Source organism: Kitasatospora sp. NPDC088346, from assembly GCF_044740765.1.
Taxonomy (GTDB): domain Bacteria; phylum Actinomycetota; class Actinomycetes; order Streptomycetales; family Streptomycetaceae; genus Kitasatospora.
In genome coordinates, this window is sequence record NZ_JBIURH010000004.1 from 279,774 (window position 1) to 294,766 (window position 14,993).

At 74.1% G+C, this 14,993-nt stretch carries 15 protein-coding genes; 5 read left to right on the forward strand and 10 right to left on the reverse strand.

Annotation, left to right across the window (positions count from 1 at the left end; translation table 11 throughout):
* Positions 1 to 2: 2 nt before the first annotated feature.
* A complete protein-coding gene (locus ACIOFR_RS09040) occupies positions 3 to 866 on the forward strand; it encodes a class II fructose-bisphosphate aldolase (protein ID WP_400993828.1) in 864 nt (287 codons plus the stop codon).
* On the opposite strand, the gene ACIOFR_RS09045 is transcribed toward ACIOFR_RS09040, so the two are convergent.
* Complete coding sequence (locus ACIOFR_RS09045; protein ID WP_400993830.1) at positions 844 to 1,746, reverse strand: hypothetical protein; 903 nt, start codon at positions 1,744 to 1,746, stop codon at positions 844 to 846. The two genes, ACIOFR_RS09040 and ACIOFR_RS09045, sit on opposite strands and share 23 nt — an antisense overlap.
* Before the next feature lie 141 nt (positions 1,747 to 1,887).
* Complete coding sequence (locus ACIOFR_RS09050) at positions 1,888 to 3,798, reverse strand: diguanylate cyclase domain-containing protein (RefSeq protein ID WP_400993833.1); 1,911 nt, start codon at positions 3,796 to 3,798, stop codon at positions 1,888 to 1,890.
* Between the two features lie 382 nt (positions 3,799 to 4,180).
* Here ACIOFR_RS09050 and ACIOFR_RS09055 point away from each other — a divergent pair, with 382 nt between their 5' ends.
* Positions 4,181 to 4,726 carry a flavin reductase family protein gene (locus ACIOFR_RS09055; protein WP_400993835.1) on the forward strand — a complete coding sequence of 182 codons (546 nt, stop codon included), beginning with the start codon at positions 4,181 to 4,183 and terminating at the stop codon, positions 4,724 to 4,726.
* A gap of 44 nt (positions 4,727 to 4,770) precedes the next feature.
* Here ACIOFR_RS09055 and arfB read toward each other — a convergent pair whose 3' ends face one another.
* On the reverse strand, positions 4,771 to 5,202 hold the full coding sequence (gene arfB / locus ACIOFR_RS09060) for an alternative ribosome rescue aminoacyl-tRNA hydrolase ArfB (protein WP_371498586.1): 432 nt from the start codon (positions 5,200 to 5,202) through the stop codon (positions 4,771 to 4,773).
* 78 nt (positions 5,203 to 5,280) lie between these two features.
* On the opposite strand from arfB, the gene ACIOFR_RS09065 reads away from it, so the two are divergent.
* Both ACIOFR_RS09065 and ACIOFR_RS09070 read left to right on the forward strand, forming a co-directional pair.
* Positions 5,281 to 5,778 carry a hypothetical protein gene (locus ACIOFR_RS09065; protein ID WP_400993837.1) on the forward strand — a complete coding sequence of 166 codons (498 nt, stop codon included), beginning with the start codon at positions 5,281 to 5,283 and terminating at the stop codon, positions 5,776 to 5,778.
* 142 nt (positions 5,779 to 5,920) lie between these two features.
* The gene (locus ACIOFR_RS09070) at positions 5,921 to 6,496 is read left to right on the forward strand and encodes a TerD family protein (RefSeq protein WP_033819606.1); all 576 of its coding nucleotides are present in this window, start codon (positions 5,921 to 5,923) and stop codon (positions 6,494 to 6,496) included.
* A 144-nt stretch (positions 6,497 to 6,640) separates the two neighbouring features.
* On the opposite strand, the gene ACIOFR_RS09075 is transcribed toward ACIOFR_RS09070, so the two are convergent.
* The 7 genes from ACIOFR_RS09075 to ACIOFR_RS09105 all read right to left on the reverse strand — a co-directional run bounded on the left by ACIOFR_RS09075 (position 6,641) and on the right by ACIOFR_RS09105 (position 13,301).
* Positions 6,641 to 7,738 (reverse strand): hypothetical protein, encoded by a 1,098-nt coding sequence (locus tag ACIOFR_RS09075; protein ID WP_400993840.1) that lies wholly within the window; start codon positions 7,736 to 7,738, stop codon positions 6,641 to 6,643.
* A 211-nt stretch (positions 7,739 to 7,949) separates the two neighbouring features.
* Positions 7,950 to 8,441 (reverse strand): DUF3180 domain-containing protein, encoded by a 492-nt coding sequence (locus tag ACIOFR_RS09080; protein WP_400993843.1) that lies wholly within the window; start codon positions 8,439 to 8,441, stop codon positions 7,950 to 7,952.
* A gap of 187 nt (positions 8,442 to 8,628) precedes the next feature.
* A complete protein-coding gene (folK, locus tag ACIOFR_RS09085; protein WP_400993845.1) occupies positions 8,629 to 9,228 on the reverse strand; it encodes a 2-amino-4-hydroxy-6-hydroxymethyldihydropteridine diphosphokinase in 600 nt (199 codons plus the stop codon).
* 61 nt (positions 9,229 to 9,289) lie between these two features.
* Entirely contained in the window at positions 9,290 to 9,649 is a 360-nt protein-coding gene (gene folB, locus ACIOFR_RS09090) for a dihydroneopterin aldolase (RefSeq protein ID WP_400994019.1), read from the reverse strand.
* 225 nt (positions 9,650 to 9,874) lie between these two features.
* Positions 9,875 to 10,375: a nuclear transport factor 2 family protein gene (locus tag ACIOFR_RS09095; protein WP_400993847.1), complete on the reverse strand. Its 501-nt coding sequence runs from the start codon at positions 10,373 to 10,375 to the stop codon at positions 9,875 to 9,877.
* A gap of 3 nt (positions 10,376 to 10,378) precedes the next feature.
* Positions 10,379 to 11,236 (reverse strand): dihydropteroate synthase, encoded by an 858-nt coding sequence (folP, locus tag ACIOFR_RS09100; RefSeq protein WP_400993850.1) that lies wholly within the window; start codon positions 11,234 to 11,236, stop codon positions 10,379 to 10,381.
* 193 nt (positions 11,237 to 11,429) lie between these two features.
* Positions 11,430 to 13,301, reverse strand: coding sequence for a phosphatidylglycerol lysyltransferase domain-containing protein (locus tag ACIOFR_RS09105; RefSeq protein ID WP_400993852.1), 1,872 nt, complete (start codon positions 13,299 to 13,301; stop codon positions 11,430 to 11,432).
* A gap of 481 nt (positions 13,302 to 13,782) precedes the next feature.
* On the opposite strand from ACIOFR_RS09105, the gene ACIOFR_RS09110 reads away from it, so the two are divergent.
* Positions 13,783 to 14,967: an alpha/beta hydrolase gene (locus ACIOFR_RS09110; RefSeq protein WP_400993855.1), complete on the forward strand. Its 1,185-nt coding sequence runs from the start codon at positions 13,783 to 13,785 to the stop codon at positions 14,965 to 14,967.
* The last annotated feature ends 26 nt before the right edge of the window (positions 14,968 to 14,993 follow it).

Below are 14,993 nucleotides of genomic sequence, written 5' to 3' on the forward strand. Positions count from 1 at the left end.
CCATGCCTCTTGCCCGTACCGCCGACCTGCTCGCCGCCGCCGTCACCGAGCGGCGTGGCCTGCCGGCCTTCAACGTGATCACGCTGGAGCACGCCGAGGCGATCGCCACCGGCGCCGAACGCGCCGGCACCGCGGCGATCCTGCAGATCAGTCAGAACGCGGTCGCCTTCCACGGCGGGCGGCTGCTCCCGCTCGCCCGGGCCTGCGCCGAGGTGGCCGCCGCCGCCCGGGTGCCGCTGTCGCTGCACCTCGACCACGTCGAGGACGAGGACCTGCTGCGGGCCGCGCCCTCGGCCGGCTTCTCCTCCGCGATGTTCGACGCCTCGGCCCTGCCGCACGCGGAGAACGTCAAGGCCACCGCGGAGGCCACCGCCTGGGCCCACCGGCACGGCCTGCACCTGGAGGCCGAACTCGGCCGGGTCGGCGGCAAGGACGGCGAACCGCCGCTCTCCCCGCACGCCCCCGGCGCCCGGACCGACCCGGACGAGGCCGCGCGGTACGTCGCCGAGACCGGGGTGGACGCGCTGGCGGTCGCGGTCGGCAGCTCGCACGCGATGACCACCCGCTCCGCCGCGCTCGACCACGGGCTGATCCGCCGGCTCGCCGCCGCGGTGACCGTCCCGCTGGTGCTGCACGGCAGTTCGGGCGTCCCGGACGAGGAGCTGACGGCGGGCCTGGCGGCCGGCCTGGTGAAGGTCAACGTCGGCACGGCGCTGAACACCGCCTTCACCCCGGCCGTCCGCCGGCACCTGGCCGGGGACGACCGGGTCAGCGACCCGCGCACCTACCTGGCGCCCGCCCGCGCCGCGATGGCCGAGGTGGTCGCCCACCTGGCCGGGGTGGTCAGCGCTTCGGGTAGTCGGTGACCGACATCGCGGTCAGCGCCACCTGATCGAGCAGGACCGAACCGCCGCCGCCGGCCGGGATGGTCACCGTCACGGTGTTCGTCCCGGCCTGCATCTGCGGCCATATGTTGGTGCTGAACCAGGACCGCTCCGGGTCGGTGCCGCCCTTGCCGTAGTTCTTGAGGGTGACGCCGCCCTGGTGCTCCGCGCCGTTGACCGTGACCGTGGCCGGCAGGTCGGCGACCGAGTTGTTGAAGTGCAGCCAGAGCTTGTACTGACCGGCGGTCGGCACCGAGATCGTCCAGGTCACCGAGGATCCGGCCTGCAGCGTGAGGTAGCCGCCGTCCGCCGAGATCGCCCCCTTGACCGAGTTGCCCGCCTGGGCGTTCTGGCCCTGCAGCTTCGAGGCGTCCGCGATCGGGTTGCCGTCCGCCGTCGGGCTGGGCGAGGCCGCCGGCGACGCCGGGGGCGCCGCCGAGGACTGCGCCGCGGCCGGCGCGCTGCTCTGGGTGCCCTTCGCCCCGGACTTGCCGTCCGCGTCGCCGGTGGACAGCGCGATGCCCGCGCCGACCGCGACGGCGGCGATCACCGCGACCGCGCCGATCACCGCGGCCTTGCCCCGGCCGCCACCGGGCCGGTCGTCGCCCGGCTGCGGGCGCGAGCGCTCGGCGTACCGGCTCTGCTGCGGCACCGATGCGGGCTGCGGGGGCTGCGGGAACTGCTGCGTGGGCGCCGCGGCCGGCGCGCCGTACTGGGCCCGGCCGACCTCCATCGGCCTGCTGTACGCGCTGCGCGGCTGCTGCTGCGGAGCCGTCTCGCCCTCGGCGGGGCGGTAGAGGTAGGCGAACGGGTCGTCGTCGCCCGCGCCCTCGGGTGTGCCGTTGCTGCCGGCCGTGGTCACGGTGGTTCAACTCCCCATCGCGGCGGGCCGCACGGAGCATGCCGTACGGTCAGTGGTGGACGCTCGTACCCGGGCACCCTACCTGCCGCCCCGGACTACCGGGAAAACGGTCTGATCTGCGCTCGGCCGCTCCCGCCCGGCTCAGCCCGCGCGGCGGTGCGAACGGTCGCCCCGCGCCCCGCGCACGGCGCTCCCGCGGGCCCGCTTCTCGTCGTACATCCGCTCGTCGGCGGCGTGCAGCACCTCCTCGATGCTCATCCCGCAGCCCGCCCAGCCGATGCCCAGACTGACCCCGACCCGCATCGCCCGGTTGTCGATCCGCATCGGCGGGATGATCGCGTTGCGCAGCCGTCCGGCCAGGTCCTTGGCCTCCTCGCGGCCGATGCCGTCGGCCAGCACGACGAACTCGTCGCCGCCCATCCGGGCCACCGTGTCGCCCTCCCGGACCACCTGCTGGAGCCGGCGGGCCACCTCGATCAGCACCGCGTCGCCGGCGTTGTGGCCGAACCGGTCGTTGACCGACTTGAAGCCGTCCAGGTCGCAGAAGAGCACCGCGAGGCCCTTCTCGCCCGGCGGGGCGGTCCGGCGGGCTGCCCCCCAGACCTCACCGGCCGGCGGGTCGCCGGGAACGACGGCGTGCACGTGGTCGGCGGCCGGCTCCCGGCCGCGCAGCGGGTAGCCGCCGTCGAACGCGTCGACGTCGAGGTGCAGCGACTCCTCCGGGTGGCCGTAGCCGTGCGGCGGGACGCCCGCGTCCAGGCCCTCGAAGCCCCCGTGGGCGCCGTAGGAGGCGCTGTAGGAGGAACCGCCGTGGACGGGCTCGTGGGCGGGGCCGTAGGACGCCCCGAAGGCGATGTCCTGGGCGTCGTGCACGGCGGCCTGGGGCAGCGGGGCGTGTCCGGCCGCCACCGCGCCGTAGCCCGCTCCGTACGCCGCGCCGTGCGCGGCCGCGCCCCCCGGCCCCTGCGGCGCGGCACACAGCCGGCGGCCGAGCCTGGCCCGCAGCTCGGCGCCGTTGGGCAGGCCGGTCAGGGCGTCGTGGCTGGCCCGGTGGGCGAGCTGGAGCTCGTGCTTCTTGCGGTCCTCGATGTCCTCGACGTGGGTGAGCAGGAAGCTCGGCCCCTCGGCGGCGTCGGCCACCACCGAGTTGCGCAGACAGACCCACTGGTAGCCGCCGTCCCGGCGGGACAGCCGCAGCTCCGCCCGGCCGCCCTCGGCGCTGGTGCGCAGGAGCAGCGCCAGGTCCTCGGGGTGGACCAGGTCGGCGAAGCGCTGCTGGCGCAGGGTGGCCCGAGGCCGGCCGAGCAGGCGGCAGAGCGCGTCGTTGACCCGGGTCAGCTGGCCCATCGCGTCCCCGTGCAACTCGGTGATGGCCATCCCGCTGGGCGCGTACTCGAAGGCCTGCCGGAAGCTCTCCTCGCTGGCCCGCAGGGCCTGCTGCTCCTTCTCCAGCCGGGCCAGCGCGCGCTGCATCTCCGCGCGTAGCCTCGCGTTCCCGATGGCGATCGACGCCTGGAGCGAGAACATCTCCAGGGCCTCGCGGGTCCAGGCGCCCGGGCGCTTGCCGCTGCGCGGGCGGTCCACCGAGAGCACGCCGAGCAGGTCGCCGCCGGCGCTGTACATCGGGGCGAGCAGGGCGTCGTTGGGGTGCCAGTCGTTGGCGTACACCGGCAGCGGGCCGTCGCCGGTCCAGGTCGGGATGTCCGAGGCGACCGCCCAGCCGCGGTCGTGCGGCAGGAAGCGCAGGGTGCCCCAGTGGTCGCAGACGCCCAGCAGCCGCTCCCAGGACTCGCGGGAGCCGACCTGGCCGAGCAGCACGGCGGGCCCGCCGAGGGCGCTCTCCTCGATCTCCCAGACCGCGGCGACCACCAGGTCCCCGTCCGGTCGGACCAGGCTGACCGCGGCGGCGTCGAATCCGAGCCCGTGCACGGCGCCCTCGACCACGGCCTGGAGGGTGCCGGCCAGGCTCCGGGCAGCGTTGAGGTCCGCCACGACCCGGTGCAAGGTGCGGAGGGTCGCGAGGCGGACGTAGGGCTCCGACTCGGCTTCCATGCGGGGGCTCCCCGGCTGCTTCGGATTGTTCGTGACTGGTTATCGTCCGATTGCCAGAAGAACTGAATCACAGGGAGCACTGCGATAGGCACGCTCGGTCAGCAATAGGTAGCCACTGTGACTCAAATCACACAGGGTTGAACCGGTTCGGGCGCTTTGAGTCATCCGATACCGGGACATTCCCTGACGCCGGACCGTCCGGCACCCGGCCACCACGGCCCCTCGACCGGCGTGCCGGGGCGGGCGCCGGGCCCTGCATCATCACCCCTGGGAGTGAGCGGGACCAGCCCCCCGGCCGCACCCGTCCAGGGCGACGGGCCGATCCGGTCCTACGACCAGGGCCCGATACCGGCGGCCGGGCCGGACGACTACCGTGCGGTACGTGCACAGCTCCCCACAGCCCTCCGCCGCTCCCGCCGCCCCGGCCGTCCCGGTGGCGACCCCCGACGAGTTCCGGGCCGCCCTCGGCCAGCTCGCCTCCGGGGTGTCGCTGGTGACCGCCCACGACCCGGAGGACGGCGAGGACGTGGGGATGACCGCGACCTCGGTGCTCTCGGTGTCGCTCGACCCGCCGCTGGTGCTGGTCTCGGTCCGGACGGACTCACGGATGGACGAGCTGCTCGCCCGGGTGGACGGCTGGGCGGTCTCGCTGCTCGCCGAGGAGCAGCGCACCCTCGCCTCGCGGTTCGCCATGAAGGGCCGGCTCAGCGACCGGCTGCTGTTCGCCGACACCCCGCACCGCCGCGGCCGGTGGTCGGGCGCGCCCCTGGTCGACCGGGCGCTGGCCACCCTGGAGTGCCGCACCGAGCAGCGCGTCGAGGCCGGCGACCACGTGCTGGTGATCGCCCGGGTGCTGGAGGCCACCGTCCCCGGACCGTCCGAGCGCCCGCTGCTGTACTTCCGCGGCGGCTACCGCCGGATCGGCTGACCCTCGGGACACCTGCCCGCACGGTCCCCGCGGGCGGCCGCAGCTCACTCCGGACGCGGCCTGCTGCGGCCCTGCTTCAGCTCGGCCCGGCGCCGCTTGTTGTCGAGCCGGCGCTCCACCATCCCCCGGCTGGGCCGGGTCGCCCGGCGGGCCTTCGGCGGCGGCGCCGTGGCCTCCCCCAGCAGCGACGCCAGTCGGGCCGCCGCGACCTCGCGGTTGCGCCACTGCGAGCGGTGCTCGGAGGCGCGGACCACCAGCACGCGCCCGTCCACCAGCCGGCCGGCCAGCCGCTCCAGCGCGCGGGCCTTCCACACCTCGGGCAGCGCGGCGCTGGCCGCCAGGTCGTAGCGCAGCTCGACCTGGGTGTCGGAGGTGTTGACGTGCTGCCCACCGGGGCCGGACGAACGGGAGAAGCGCCAGACGAGCTCGGCGTCGGGGACGACCACCGACCCCCGTACGCGGATGGGCTCAGGCATGCGCCCATCATCCCGCGCCGGACGGCCACCGGTCACCCGGTTATCCCCGGCACCGCGGCACCCCGCCGGTGCCGGACAATGGCGTACGTGATCGAGCTCGGCTACGCCCTGTCCAACCGCTTCCCCGACCCCCCGCAGACCGACTACCGCGGCGCCTCGGTGCGCAGCCTGCGGTACGACCTGTTCTGCGGCGACGTCTACCTCGACCTGGACGGCGAGGAGCTGTCCACGCGCTGGGGCTGGGTGCCGGTGCTGGACTTCGCCTGGGCGCTGTGCGACGTCGTCGAGCAGTTGGACGCCGACCCGCAGGGCAGCCGGGCCGCCGCCGTGCAGACCGCCGATCTGGACTTCACCCAGAACACCGAGCTGCTGCGGTTCGCCCGCCGGTTCGGCTGGGTCGAGATCAGCGCCACCTGGCTCCGGGACGCCGAACCGCTGGTGGTCCGCCACGCCGAGCTGCGGCGGGAGGCCAGGGACTTCCTCCAGGACGTCCTGGCCGACCTCACCGACCTGCACGACGGACTCGCCGACAACCCGGCGGTCTGGACGGTTCAGGGCAGGTTCCCGCGGGTCTGAACGGGGGCGCGCGGCGCGCCGGTGGGGCGGTTCGGGTGACGATCGGGTGATGGTTCGTGAGAGAACTCGCCGCCCTGATGGAACCATGGACGGGCCGGACCGCGTTCTCCCGGCAGAAGCGATCGAAGGGACACCAAACAGCATGCCAGTGAGCCTCTCCAAGGGTGGCAACGTCTCGCTGACCAAGGAGGCCCCGGGCCTGACCGCGGTCACCGTCGGCCTCGGCTGGGACGTTCGCACCACCACGGGTGCCGAGTTCGACCTGGACGCGAGCGCGATCGTGCTCAACGAGGGCGGCAAGGTCTACTCCGACCGCCACTTCGTCTTCTTCAACAACACCAGCACCCCGGACAACAGCGTCGTCCACACCGGCGACAACCGCACCGGTGAGGGCGCGGGCGACGACGAGGCGATCAACGTGAACCTCGCCGCGCTGCCGGCCGACGTCACGAAGATCACCTTCCCGGTCTCGATCTACGACGCGGTCACCCGCGGCCAGAGCTTCGGCCAGGTCCGCAACGCCTACATCCGCGTGCTGAACGCCAACGGCGGCGCCGAGATCGCCCGCTACGACCTCTCCGAGGACGCCGCCACCGAGACCGCCATGATCTTCGGCGAGCTCTACCGCAACGGCGCCGAGTGGAAGTTCCGCGCCGTCGGCCAGGGCTACGCCTCCGGCCTGGTCGGCATCGCCCAGGACTTCGGCGTCAACGTCTGAGACGTCTGCAGCGTGGACGGCTGGAGCATGGACGTCTGAGGCGTCACTGTCTGAGGCGTCCACGCCCGGTCGCCGGAACGGGCGGCGCCCGGACCCTCACGGGTCCGGGCGCCGCCCGTTGTCACGTCCGCGACTGCCGGGCCGTCAGGACGACCGGCTCGCCCGCAGTTCCGGCAGCTCCAGCAGCTCGGTCTCCTCGTCCGGGGTCAGGTCGACCACCTCGGGACGGCCGTGCACCGGCTCCGCCTCCTCCTCCCGCTCCACCACGGGCTCGGCCTGCGGATCGGTCGACAGCGCCGGCGGCACGGCGTAGCGGGCACTGGCCGCCACCGCCTCGTCGCCGACCACGTCGGCCAGGTCACCGACGGACGGCGCCGGTGCGGCGGCCCGCACGGCCGCCCTGGCCGCGCCCGGACGGCCGCCGAAGAAGCTGAACCCGGAGCCGCGCCCGGCCCCCGGCTGGGCCGGCCGCACCCGCTGGCGCCCACCGGACACCACCGTGGCGGCCGGTGCGGCGGGGACGGCGGGCAGCTGCGAGGGCGGCACCGGGCCGGCCAGCTCGGGCCGCTCCGGCGCGGCGGCCACCGCCGGCCTGACCGGCGGCTCCGCGGCGGCCCGCGCCGCCGCACCGGCCGCGACCAGCTCCGGCACGTGGCGGCCCGGCGCGAGCTGCGTCCTGGCCTCGCCGGCCCGGCGCGCCGCGGCGTGCTCCGCCTTCCGCTCCAGGTGCCGCAGAGCGGCCGCGGCGCGGACGTACGCGGCCTGGCCGACCGGGTGCTTGGGGCGGGACTCCGCCAGCGCCCGCCGGGCCGCCTCCGCGTCCTTCAGGGCCTGCTCGGCGACGGTCACGGCGCGCTCGCGCAGCAGGCGGGCGATCTCCGTCTCGGCCTTCGCCAGCCGGGACTTCTCGGCCGTCAGCCGGCGCCCGAACCTGGTCGCGCGCTCCTCCGCGACCTCGGCCGCGTACTCGGCCTCGGCCAGCTGTTCCTCGTACCGCTCCTCGGCCCGCAGCCGTTGCACCACGGCGAGTTGGGCCGCCGCCCGGGCGGCCTTGTCGCGCTGGCGCAGCACCACGCCGAGGCCGACGGCCGCGAAGACCGCCGCGACGCCGACCGAGCGGGCGACCACCTGGTCCGGACTGGCCACCAGCGCGGCGAGGGCCGCGACGACGAGAACACCGGTGGCGGCCGGGGGTGCGGTTCGGCCGAGGAAAGAGGAATGGCGGTGGCGTCCACGAGACATGCCAAAGAAACTAGCGTGCGAATTGGGGCGCTGTCAGCCTCGCCACTCATTCCGCTCTTGACAGCGCGTCGGAAACACGTCGAGCGACCGCCGGGTGACCCTGTGCGCACCCCCTGCCGGGGAGGGTGTCGCTCCGTCAGGTCCGTCAGGTCCGTCAGGTCCGCGGGGGTCCGCCGGGGTCCGTGGAGGGTCCGCCGGGGCGCCCGTCGGGTCAGCGGTGGGCGGCCGGCCGGCCGGCCGGGCCGCCCTCGTGGTCCTCGGGGAGCCGGCAGATGTGCTGCAGCCACAGGGCGACCGCGATCACCGCCGCACCCGCCAGGACGGCGAAGCCCGCGGTGATCGCCTGCGACCTGCGGACCGCGATGTCGAGCTGGCCGAGCAGCACGATGCCCACGCCCGCGTACACCCCGGACACCACCGCCGACACCAGTGCGCTGGCCTGGGCCAGCACCAGGGCCCGGGCCGCACCGAGCGGGTCGACCCCCTTGGCTCCCGGCTGCCGCTCCCGGACGGCCTTCAGCCTGGACCGCAGCGAGATCGCGGTGGCCAGCAGCACCACCGCGATCCCGGCCATCACGAAGGGCGCGAAGACCGGCACTCCGGGCAGCGCGCCGCGCGCGTCCCAGAGCTTGGCACCGGCCCAGGACAGCACCGCGGCCACCGCGGCGATGCCGAGCAGCAGACGGAGACGGAGCGGCTTCACGCGCAGGAGGTCCCTTCCCGACAATCGCGGCGACCGGGGCAACCCCGGCCGGGTGCCGGGGAGACTGCCGGGCCGTCGCTGGGCGGCGGCCAGGCCACCGTACCGGGCGCAGCACCCGCAGTACTTACTCGTACGGCCCTGACCGGTGGAAGGTTCCCGGCGCCGGCCCCGGGCGCCCCGGAGCGGACTACTCCGGCAGCCGCAGCTGCAGGTCCTCGCGGCGGGTGACCACCTGGCCGGGCTGGTCGGCGATGCCGGCCAGCAGCTCGCCGACCGGGCCCTGGCCCGGGACCTCGGCGGTGGGGTCGGCGTCCTGCCAGGGGGCGAGCACGAAGGCCCGCTGGTGCGCCCGCGGGTGCGGCAGCAGCAGCACCGGGTCGTCGCTGGTGACGCCCTCGTACGCGAGGATGTCGACGTCCAGGGTGCGGGCGCCCCAGCGCACGTCGCGGACCCGACCGAAGGCGTCCTCGACCGCGTTGGCACGGTCCAGCAGGTCGTGCGGCGGCAGGCTGGTGCGCAGCACGGCGACGGCGTTGAAGTAGTTCGGCTGCTCGTCCGGGCCACCGAGGGCCTCGGTCTCGAACACGGCCGAGACGGCGGTGATCCTGATGCCGGGGGTGTCCGCGAGTGCGTCCACGGCGCCCTGCAGGGTCTCCAGCCGGTTGCCGAGGTTGCTGCCGAGGGCGACCACGGCGGAGCGGGTGGTGTGCAGGGTGGATTCGGCGCAGTCCACCCGGCGCTCCAGGTCGAACGTGGTCGGCGAGGCGGTCGGGTCGCTGGTGCTCATCGGAATCCCTCTGCTCGGGGCGGCGGGAGGCTGCGGCCGCTGGAGATGGGGGCGGCGCACCTCATGCGCGGCCCCGGTGAATGGTGATGGTGACGTCGTCGAACGGGACGGTGATCGGGGCGTCCGGCTTGTGCACGGTCACCTCGACCTCCTCGACGGTCTGGTGGGTGAGGCACTGGTCGGCGATCCGCTGGGCGAGGGTCTCGATCAGGTCGACCGGGTCTCCCGCGATGACCGCGGTGACCTCCTCCGCGATGATCCCGTAGTGGGCCGTGCGCGTGAGGTCGTCCCCCGCGGCGGCGGGCCGGGTGTCCAGGTGGAGCACGAGGTCGACGACGAAGGTCTGGCCCTCGATCCGCTCGCGCTCGAAGACGCCGTGGTGGCCCCGGGCGCGCAGGCCCCGCAGGGTGACGCGGTCCAGCAAACGAATCACTGCTCCCAGATTCGGCCCCTGCGCAGGCAGGGTGGTGGCGGGCCCCGTCGCCCGTTGCCCCCGAATCTACCCGCGGGCGCGGACACCGCCTGACCGTCTACCCGGCACGGCGGGGCGCCACGCGCACCGGTTCGGCGATTGACGTGAACGTTCGGTGCCGTTGTGCGGACATCGGGGCGACCGGCCGGCCGGGCCCGGCACTACGCCGTGCGGTCAGTCCTCGTCCTCGTCGTCGCCGCTGGTCAGGACGGGTGAGCCGTGGTGCGACCAGAGCCGCCAGCCGTCCGCCGTCCGGCGGAACAGATTGGTGGAGACGACCTTCCCGCCGACCAGCGGGCCGAGCTCGCCCTCCTCCTCCGACTCCCCGCCGGACAGGATGTTCTCGGTGCAGGTGACCAGTGCCACATCGCCCTGGACCTCGACCTCGACGTCGGTCAGGAAGAACTGGATGTACTCCGTGTTCATCATGATCAACATGTACGAACGGGTGACCTGCGCCCGTCCGCGCAGCACCGGCCAGCCGGGGTGGACGCAGACCACGCCGTTCTTGTCGTCCGCGTCCGCCGCGCCCAGCCAGATGGACTCGACCGCCTCCAGGTCACCCGTCTCCAGCGCCTCGTAGAGGGCCTGGTTGGCGGCCAGGACCGCCTCGCGGTCCAGCTCCGGAGCCGCCGCCGGGTTGCTCCGGTCGTTGCCGCTCACCGCTTCTGCCACGCCTTACCCCCTCTGTGCGGCCTGCTCCCAGGCCGCGACCACTCGAACGGCGTCGGCCGTGCCGGCCACGTCGTGCACCCGGACGGCCCAGGCGCCTGCCCGGGCCGAGAGCACCGAGACGGCCGCCGTGGCGTCGTCCCGCTGCCGGGCCGGGCGCGGCTCCCCGGTTTCCGGGTTGGCGAGCAGCGTACCCAGGAAGCGCTTGCGGGATGCCGCGACGAGGACCGGGCGGCCCAACGCGGTCAGCGCGTCCAGGCGGCCGAGCAGCGCCCAGTTGTGCTCGGCGGTCTTGGCGAAGCCCAGACCGGGGTCGAGGATCAGCTGCTCCTCCTCGACGCCGGCCGCCCGCAGCGCGGCCATCCGGCCGGCGAGCTCGGCGGCCACGTCGGCCACCACGTCGTCGTAGACGGCCAGGCTGTCCATGTCGGCGGACTGGCCGCGCCAGTGCATCACCACGAACGGGACGCCGGTGCGGGCCACCACCTCCGCCATCGCCGGGTCGGCGAGTCCGCCGGACACGTCGTTGACCAGCCGGGCGCCGGCGGCGACCGCCCGGTCGGCGACGGCGGCCCGCATGGTGTCGACGGAGACCACCACGCCGGCGGCGGCCAGCTCGCGGACCACCGGGATCACCCGGCGCAGTTCCTCCTCCTCGGTGACCCGCTGCGCGCCCGGACGGGTGGACTCCCCGCCGACGTCGACCAGGTCCGCCCCGCGGGCCGTCAGGGCCAGACCGTGCGCCACGGCGGCGGCCGGGTCGAGCCAGAGACCACCGTCGGAGAAGGAGTCGGGGGTCACGTTGACGACGCCCATGACGGCGCAGCGACCGAGGGTGGGGAGGCCGGGAAGACGGTTGTTCATGGGGTCATTATCGAGCGGACGCGGGACCGGCCGGGCCGCTGACGTCGGGCGTGCGCGTCGGACGGGCGATGACGGACGGACGACGAACGACAGAGAACGGACGACGGCTGACAGATTCTGAAATCTGTCAGCCGTCGTCCGTCAACCCATCACACTCAGCCGGTCGAGCCGGCCCCGGCCGGACCGGTCGGCCTCACGCCGCCTCGGTCACCGCGCCGACCTTGACGGCCTCCGGCATCAGCCCCTGCCGCTGCCGCTTGCGCCCGAACCGCGGCATGCCCAGCGTGATGAAGGCCTCCGCCTGCATCGCCGCGAAACCGATCCGCGGCAGGTCCCGGGTGGCCGGGTAGACCAGGAACCGCGGCTCCCACTCCGGCTGGAACTTGGCGTTGAACTTGTACAGCGACTCGATCTGGAACCAGCGCGAGAGGAAGACCAGCAGCCCCCGCCAGGCCCGCAGCACCGGCCCGGCACCGATCCGCTCACCGCGCGCCAGCGCCGAGCGGAACATCGCGAAGTTCAGCGACACCCGCCGCACGCCCAGCGCCGGCACCTCCTGGAGGGCCGCCACGATCAGCAGCTCGTTCAGGCCCGGGTCGGCCTCCCGGTCGCGGCGCATGAGCTCCAGCGAGATCCCGTCCGGCCCCCAGGGCACGAAGTGCAGCACCGCCTTGAGGTCGTCGCCGACCCCGGCCGGCGCGCCGCCCTCGGCGGCCCCCGCCTCGGCACCCTCGGGCGCCTTGTGCGCGGTGACCACCACGCAGTCGTCGTCCCCGATGTCGCCGAAGCGCCCGAGGGCCATCGAGAACCCGCGCTCGGTGTCCGTTCCGCGCCAGCGGGCCGCGGCGTCCGCGATCTGCCGCTTCTCCTCCTGGCTCAGGTCACCGACCCGGCGGACCTTGCAGGAGTAGCCGTTGCGCTCGATCCGCTTGACCATCTGCCGGACGTTGCGCATCGCGCGACCGGAGAGCGAGAAGGCCGCCGTGTCGACGATGGCCTCGTCGCCCAGCTCCAGCGCGTCCAGCCCGGCCTCCCGGGTCCAGACCTCGCCGCCGACCTCGCTGCAGCCCATCACGGCCGGCACCCAGGCGTGCTCGCGCGCCTCGGCCATGAAGACCTTGATCGCGCCGGGCCAGGCCTCGACGTCGCCCACCGGGTCACCGGAGGCCAGCATCACGCCGGACACCACCCGGTAGGAGATCGCCGCCTTGCCCGAGGGCGAGAACAGCACGCTCTTGTCCCGGCGCAGCGCGAAGTACCCGAGCGAGTCGCGCTGCCCGTGCCGGGCCAGCAGCTCCCGCACCCGGACCTCGTCCTCCGGGGTCAGCTCGGGTTCCGGCTTCTCCGGCCGCAGGGCCAGGTAGGCGGTGGTGAACGCGGTCAGCAGACCGAGCGCGCCGAGCGAGTACGCGACCAGGTCGCCGACCCGGTCGCTGCCGTACTGGATCGGGCCGTCGAAGCCGAACAGGCCGTAGAGCGTCTCCTGGAGCCGCTCGGCCAGGCTCGGGTCGCCGATCTCCGACTTCGGGTGCACCGACACGATCAGCAGGCCGAGGCCCAGGCTGACCAGCGCCATCACGATCAGGTTGGCGACGGCCCGCCAGCGGGTCCGCGGGTCGGCCTTGGCGTAGAACTCGCGGCGGTGGATCAGCACCACCACGAACAGCACGAGGGACACCACGCACGGCCCGGGCTGGTGCCAGCGCAGCGCCTGCAGCGCGGCGCCGAGCGGCAGCAGCACGCAGACCGCCCGCCAGGCCCGGCGCTTGCGGCGGCGCAGCGCGTGCGCCAGCAGCACCAGCAGGATGCCGATCATCAGGGTGCCGACCGCCGCCAGCGTGGTGGTCGCGCCGGGCAGCTGACCGGCGAAGGTGTGCACCTTGGTGTGCCGCAGCTTCGGGAAGACCGCACTGCAGATGTCCAGGAGCCCGATCAGCAGACAGGCGTACCCGACCGCTCCGGGCAGCCAGGCTCGCGGGACGGACGCGGCTTGGGAACGGAGCGTCTGCAGACCCCGGCGGCGGGGCTGCTCGGGCGACGGCTCAACGGACACGGGAACGCTCATGGAAGCTCAGCCTAGAGGCTGCCTGGGACTGTCCTGTCACTCCGGAGGAGGAGCTGTGATGGACCTTCATGACTATTCCTTGGTCTGGCAATCCGTTGGTCAAGGGAATCCCTCGGGCGGTCGGACCGCCCGGGGACACGGGACTCCCCCGGCCGCCGGAGCCTGGGGACAGGTGGTGCCGGGCCCGGTCCGTCCAGCAGGACGGCTGGTCGGGCGGGACGGCGACAGCGGAGAACGGGAAACGGGTGCCCCCCGCGGCACGGGTGGCATGGGACCAGCATGACCGCATCGGCGCCGGGAAAGGGTCGCCGACGCGTTTACACACGGTGGACGCCGCATTCTAGGGCCTCGGTTGCGCCCGGTTTCAGCCGCGGGCCGTTCGGCGCCGAACGCCCGGTCAGGCTAGCCCCGGTGGCCGGAACCTGCGGCCCAACGCACGATGAACCCTGGCCCGACAGCAACCCGAGGAGGACGAGCCCGGATGGAACTGACGAGCAGCGCGCTGGTGTACTCGCTGACTGCGCTGGGCTCCGTGGGCCTGCTCGCCACACTCTGGCTCTGGCCCCGGCTGGCCCGGCAGCGGCCGCTCCCGATGCTCGGCCGACTCGGACTGCTGAGCGTGGTTCAGGTCTCGGTGATGGCCGTGCTGGCTCTGACGGTGAACAACTCGTTCGGCTTCTACACCTCCTGGGACGACCTGCTGCGCCCCGGCGGCGCCCCGCTCGTGCTGGCCGGCGCGTCCGCCCCCCGGGGCGCGGCGCCGGACCCGGAGAAGCTGGTCCAGCCGACCGCCGAGGGCGGGATGGAGACGGTCAAGGACCTCCTTCCCCCCGGCACCCCGCAGGAGGTCGGCAAGGTGGAGTCGGTCCGGGTGACCGGTCCGGTCTCGGGCCTGTCCGACCAGGTCTTCGTCTACCTGCCGCCGGAGTACTTCGCCCCCGAGTACGCGAAGATGCGTTTCCCGGCGGTCCTGGCGATCGGCGGCTTCCCCGGCACCTCGCTGCACCTGCTGGACAGCCTGCGACTGCCTCAGACCGTCTCCACGCTGCACCGGGCCGGCCAGGTCACCCCGACCGTGATCGTGATGGCCCGGCCCACCGTGGCCCCGCCGCGCAACACCGAGTGCGTGGACGTCCCGAACGGGCCGCTCACCGAGACCTGGTTCGCCAAGGACCTGCCGAACGCCGTCCACTCGGCGTACCGGGTGCGCGACTCGGCGAACTCCTGGGGCGTGCTCGGCTACTCCACCGGCGGCAGCTGCGCGTTGCGGCTGGCCATGCGCTTCCCCGAGCGGTTCACCGCCGCGGCCGCCCTGCACGCCGACTACCAGGTGCCCAACGACAGCTGGACGGGCGGCGACCTGTTCCAGGGCGACGCCGCGCTGGCCAGCCAGTCCGACGTGCTGTGGCGGCTGCGCAACCTGCCGGCGCCGCACACCTCCCTGCTGGTGGTCAGCACCAGGACGGAGGAGAACTTCAAGGCGACCGAGGACTTCGTCGCCGTCGCGCAGCAGGTGGCGCAGGCCCATCCGGAGTTCACGGTGGAGTCGACGTTCCTGGACGACGGTGGCCACAACTTCGACTCCTGGCAGCGCGAGCTGCCGGCGGCGCTGACCTGGCTGGGCGACCGGCTGGGGACCTTCGAGTGGGTCAACGACCGCCCTTAGGACCGGTCCGGCCCGGTGAGCGCCCC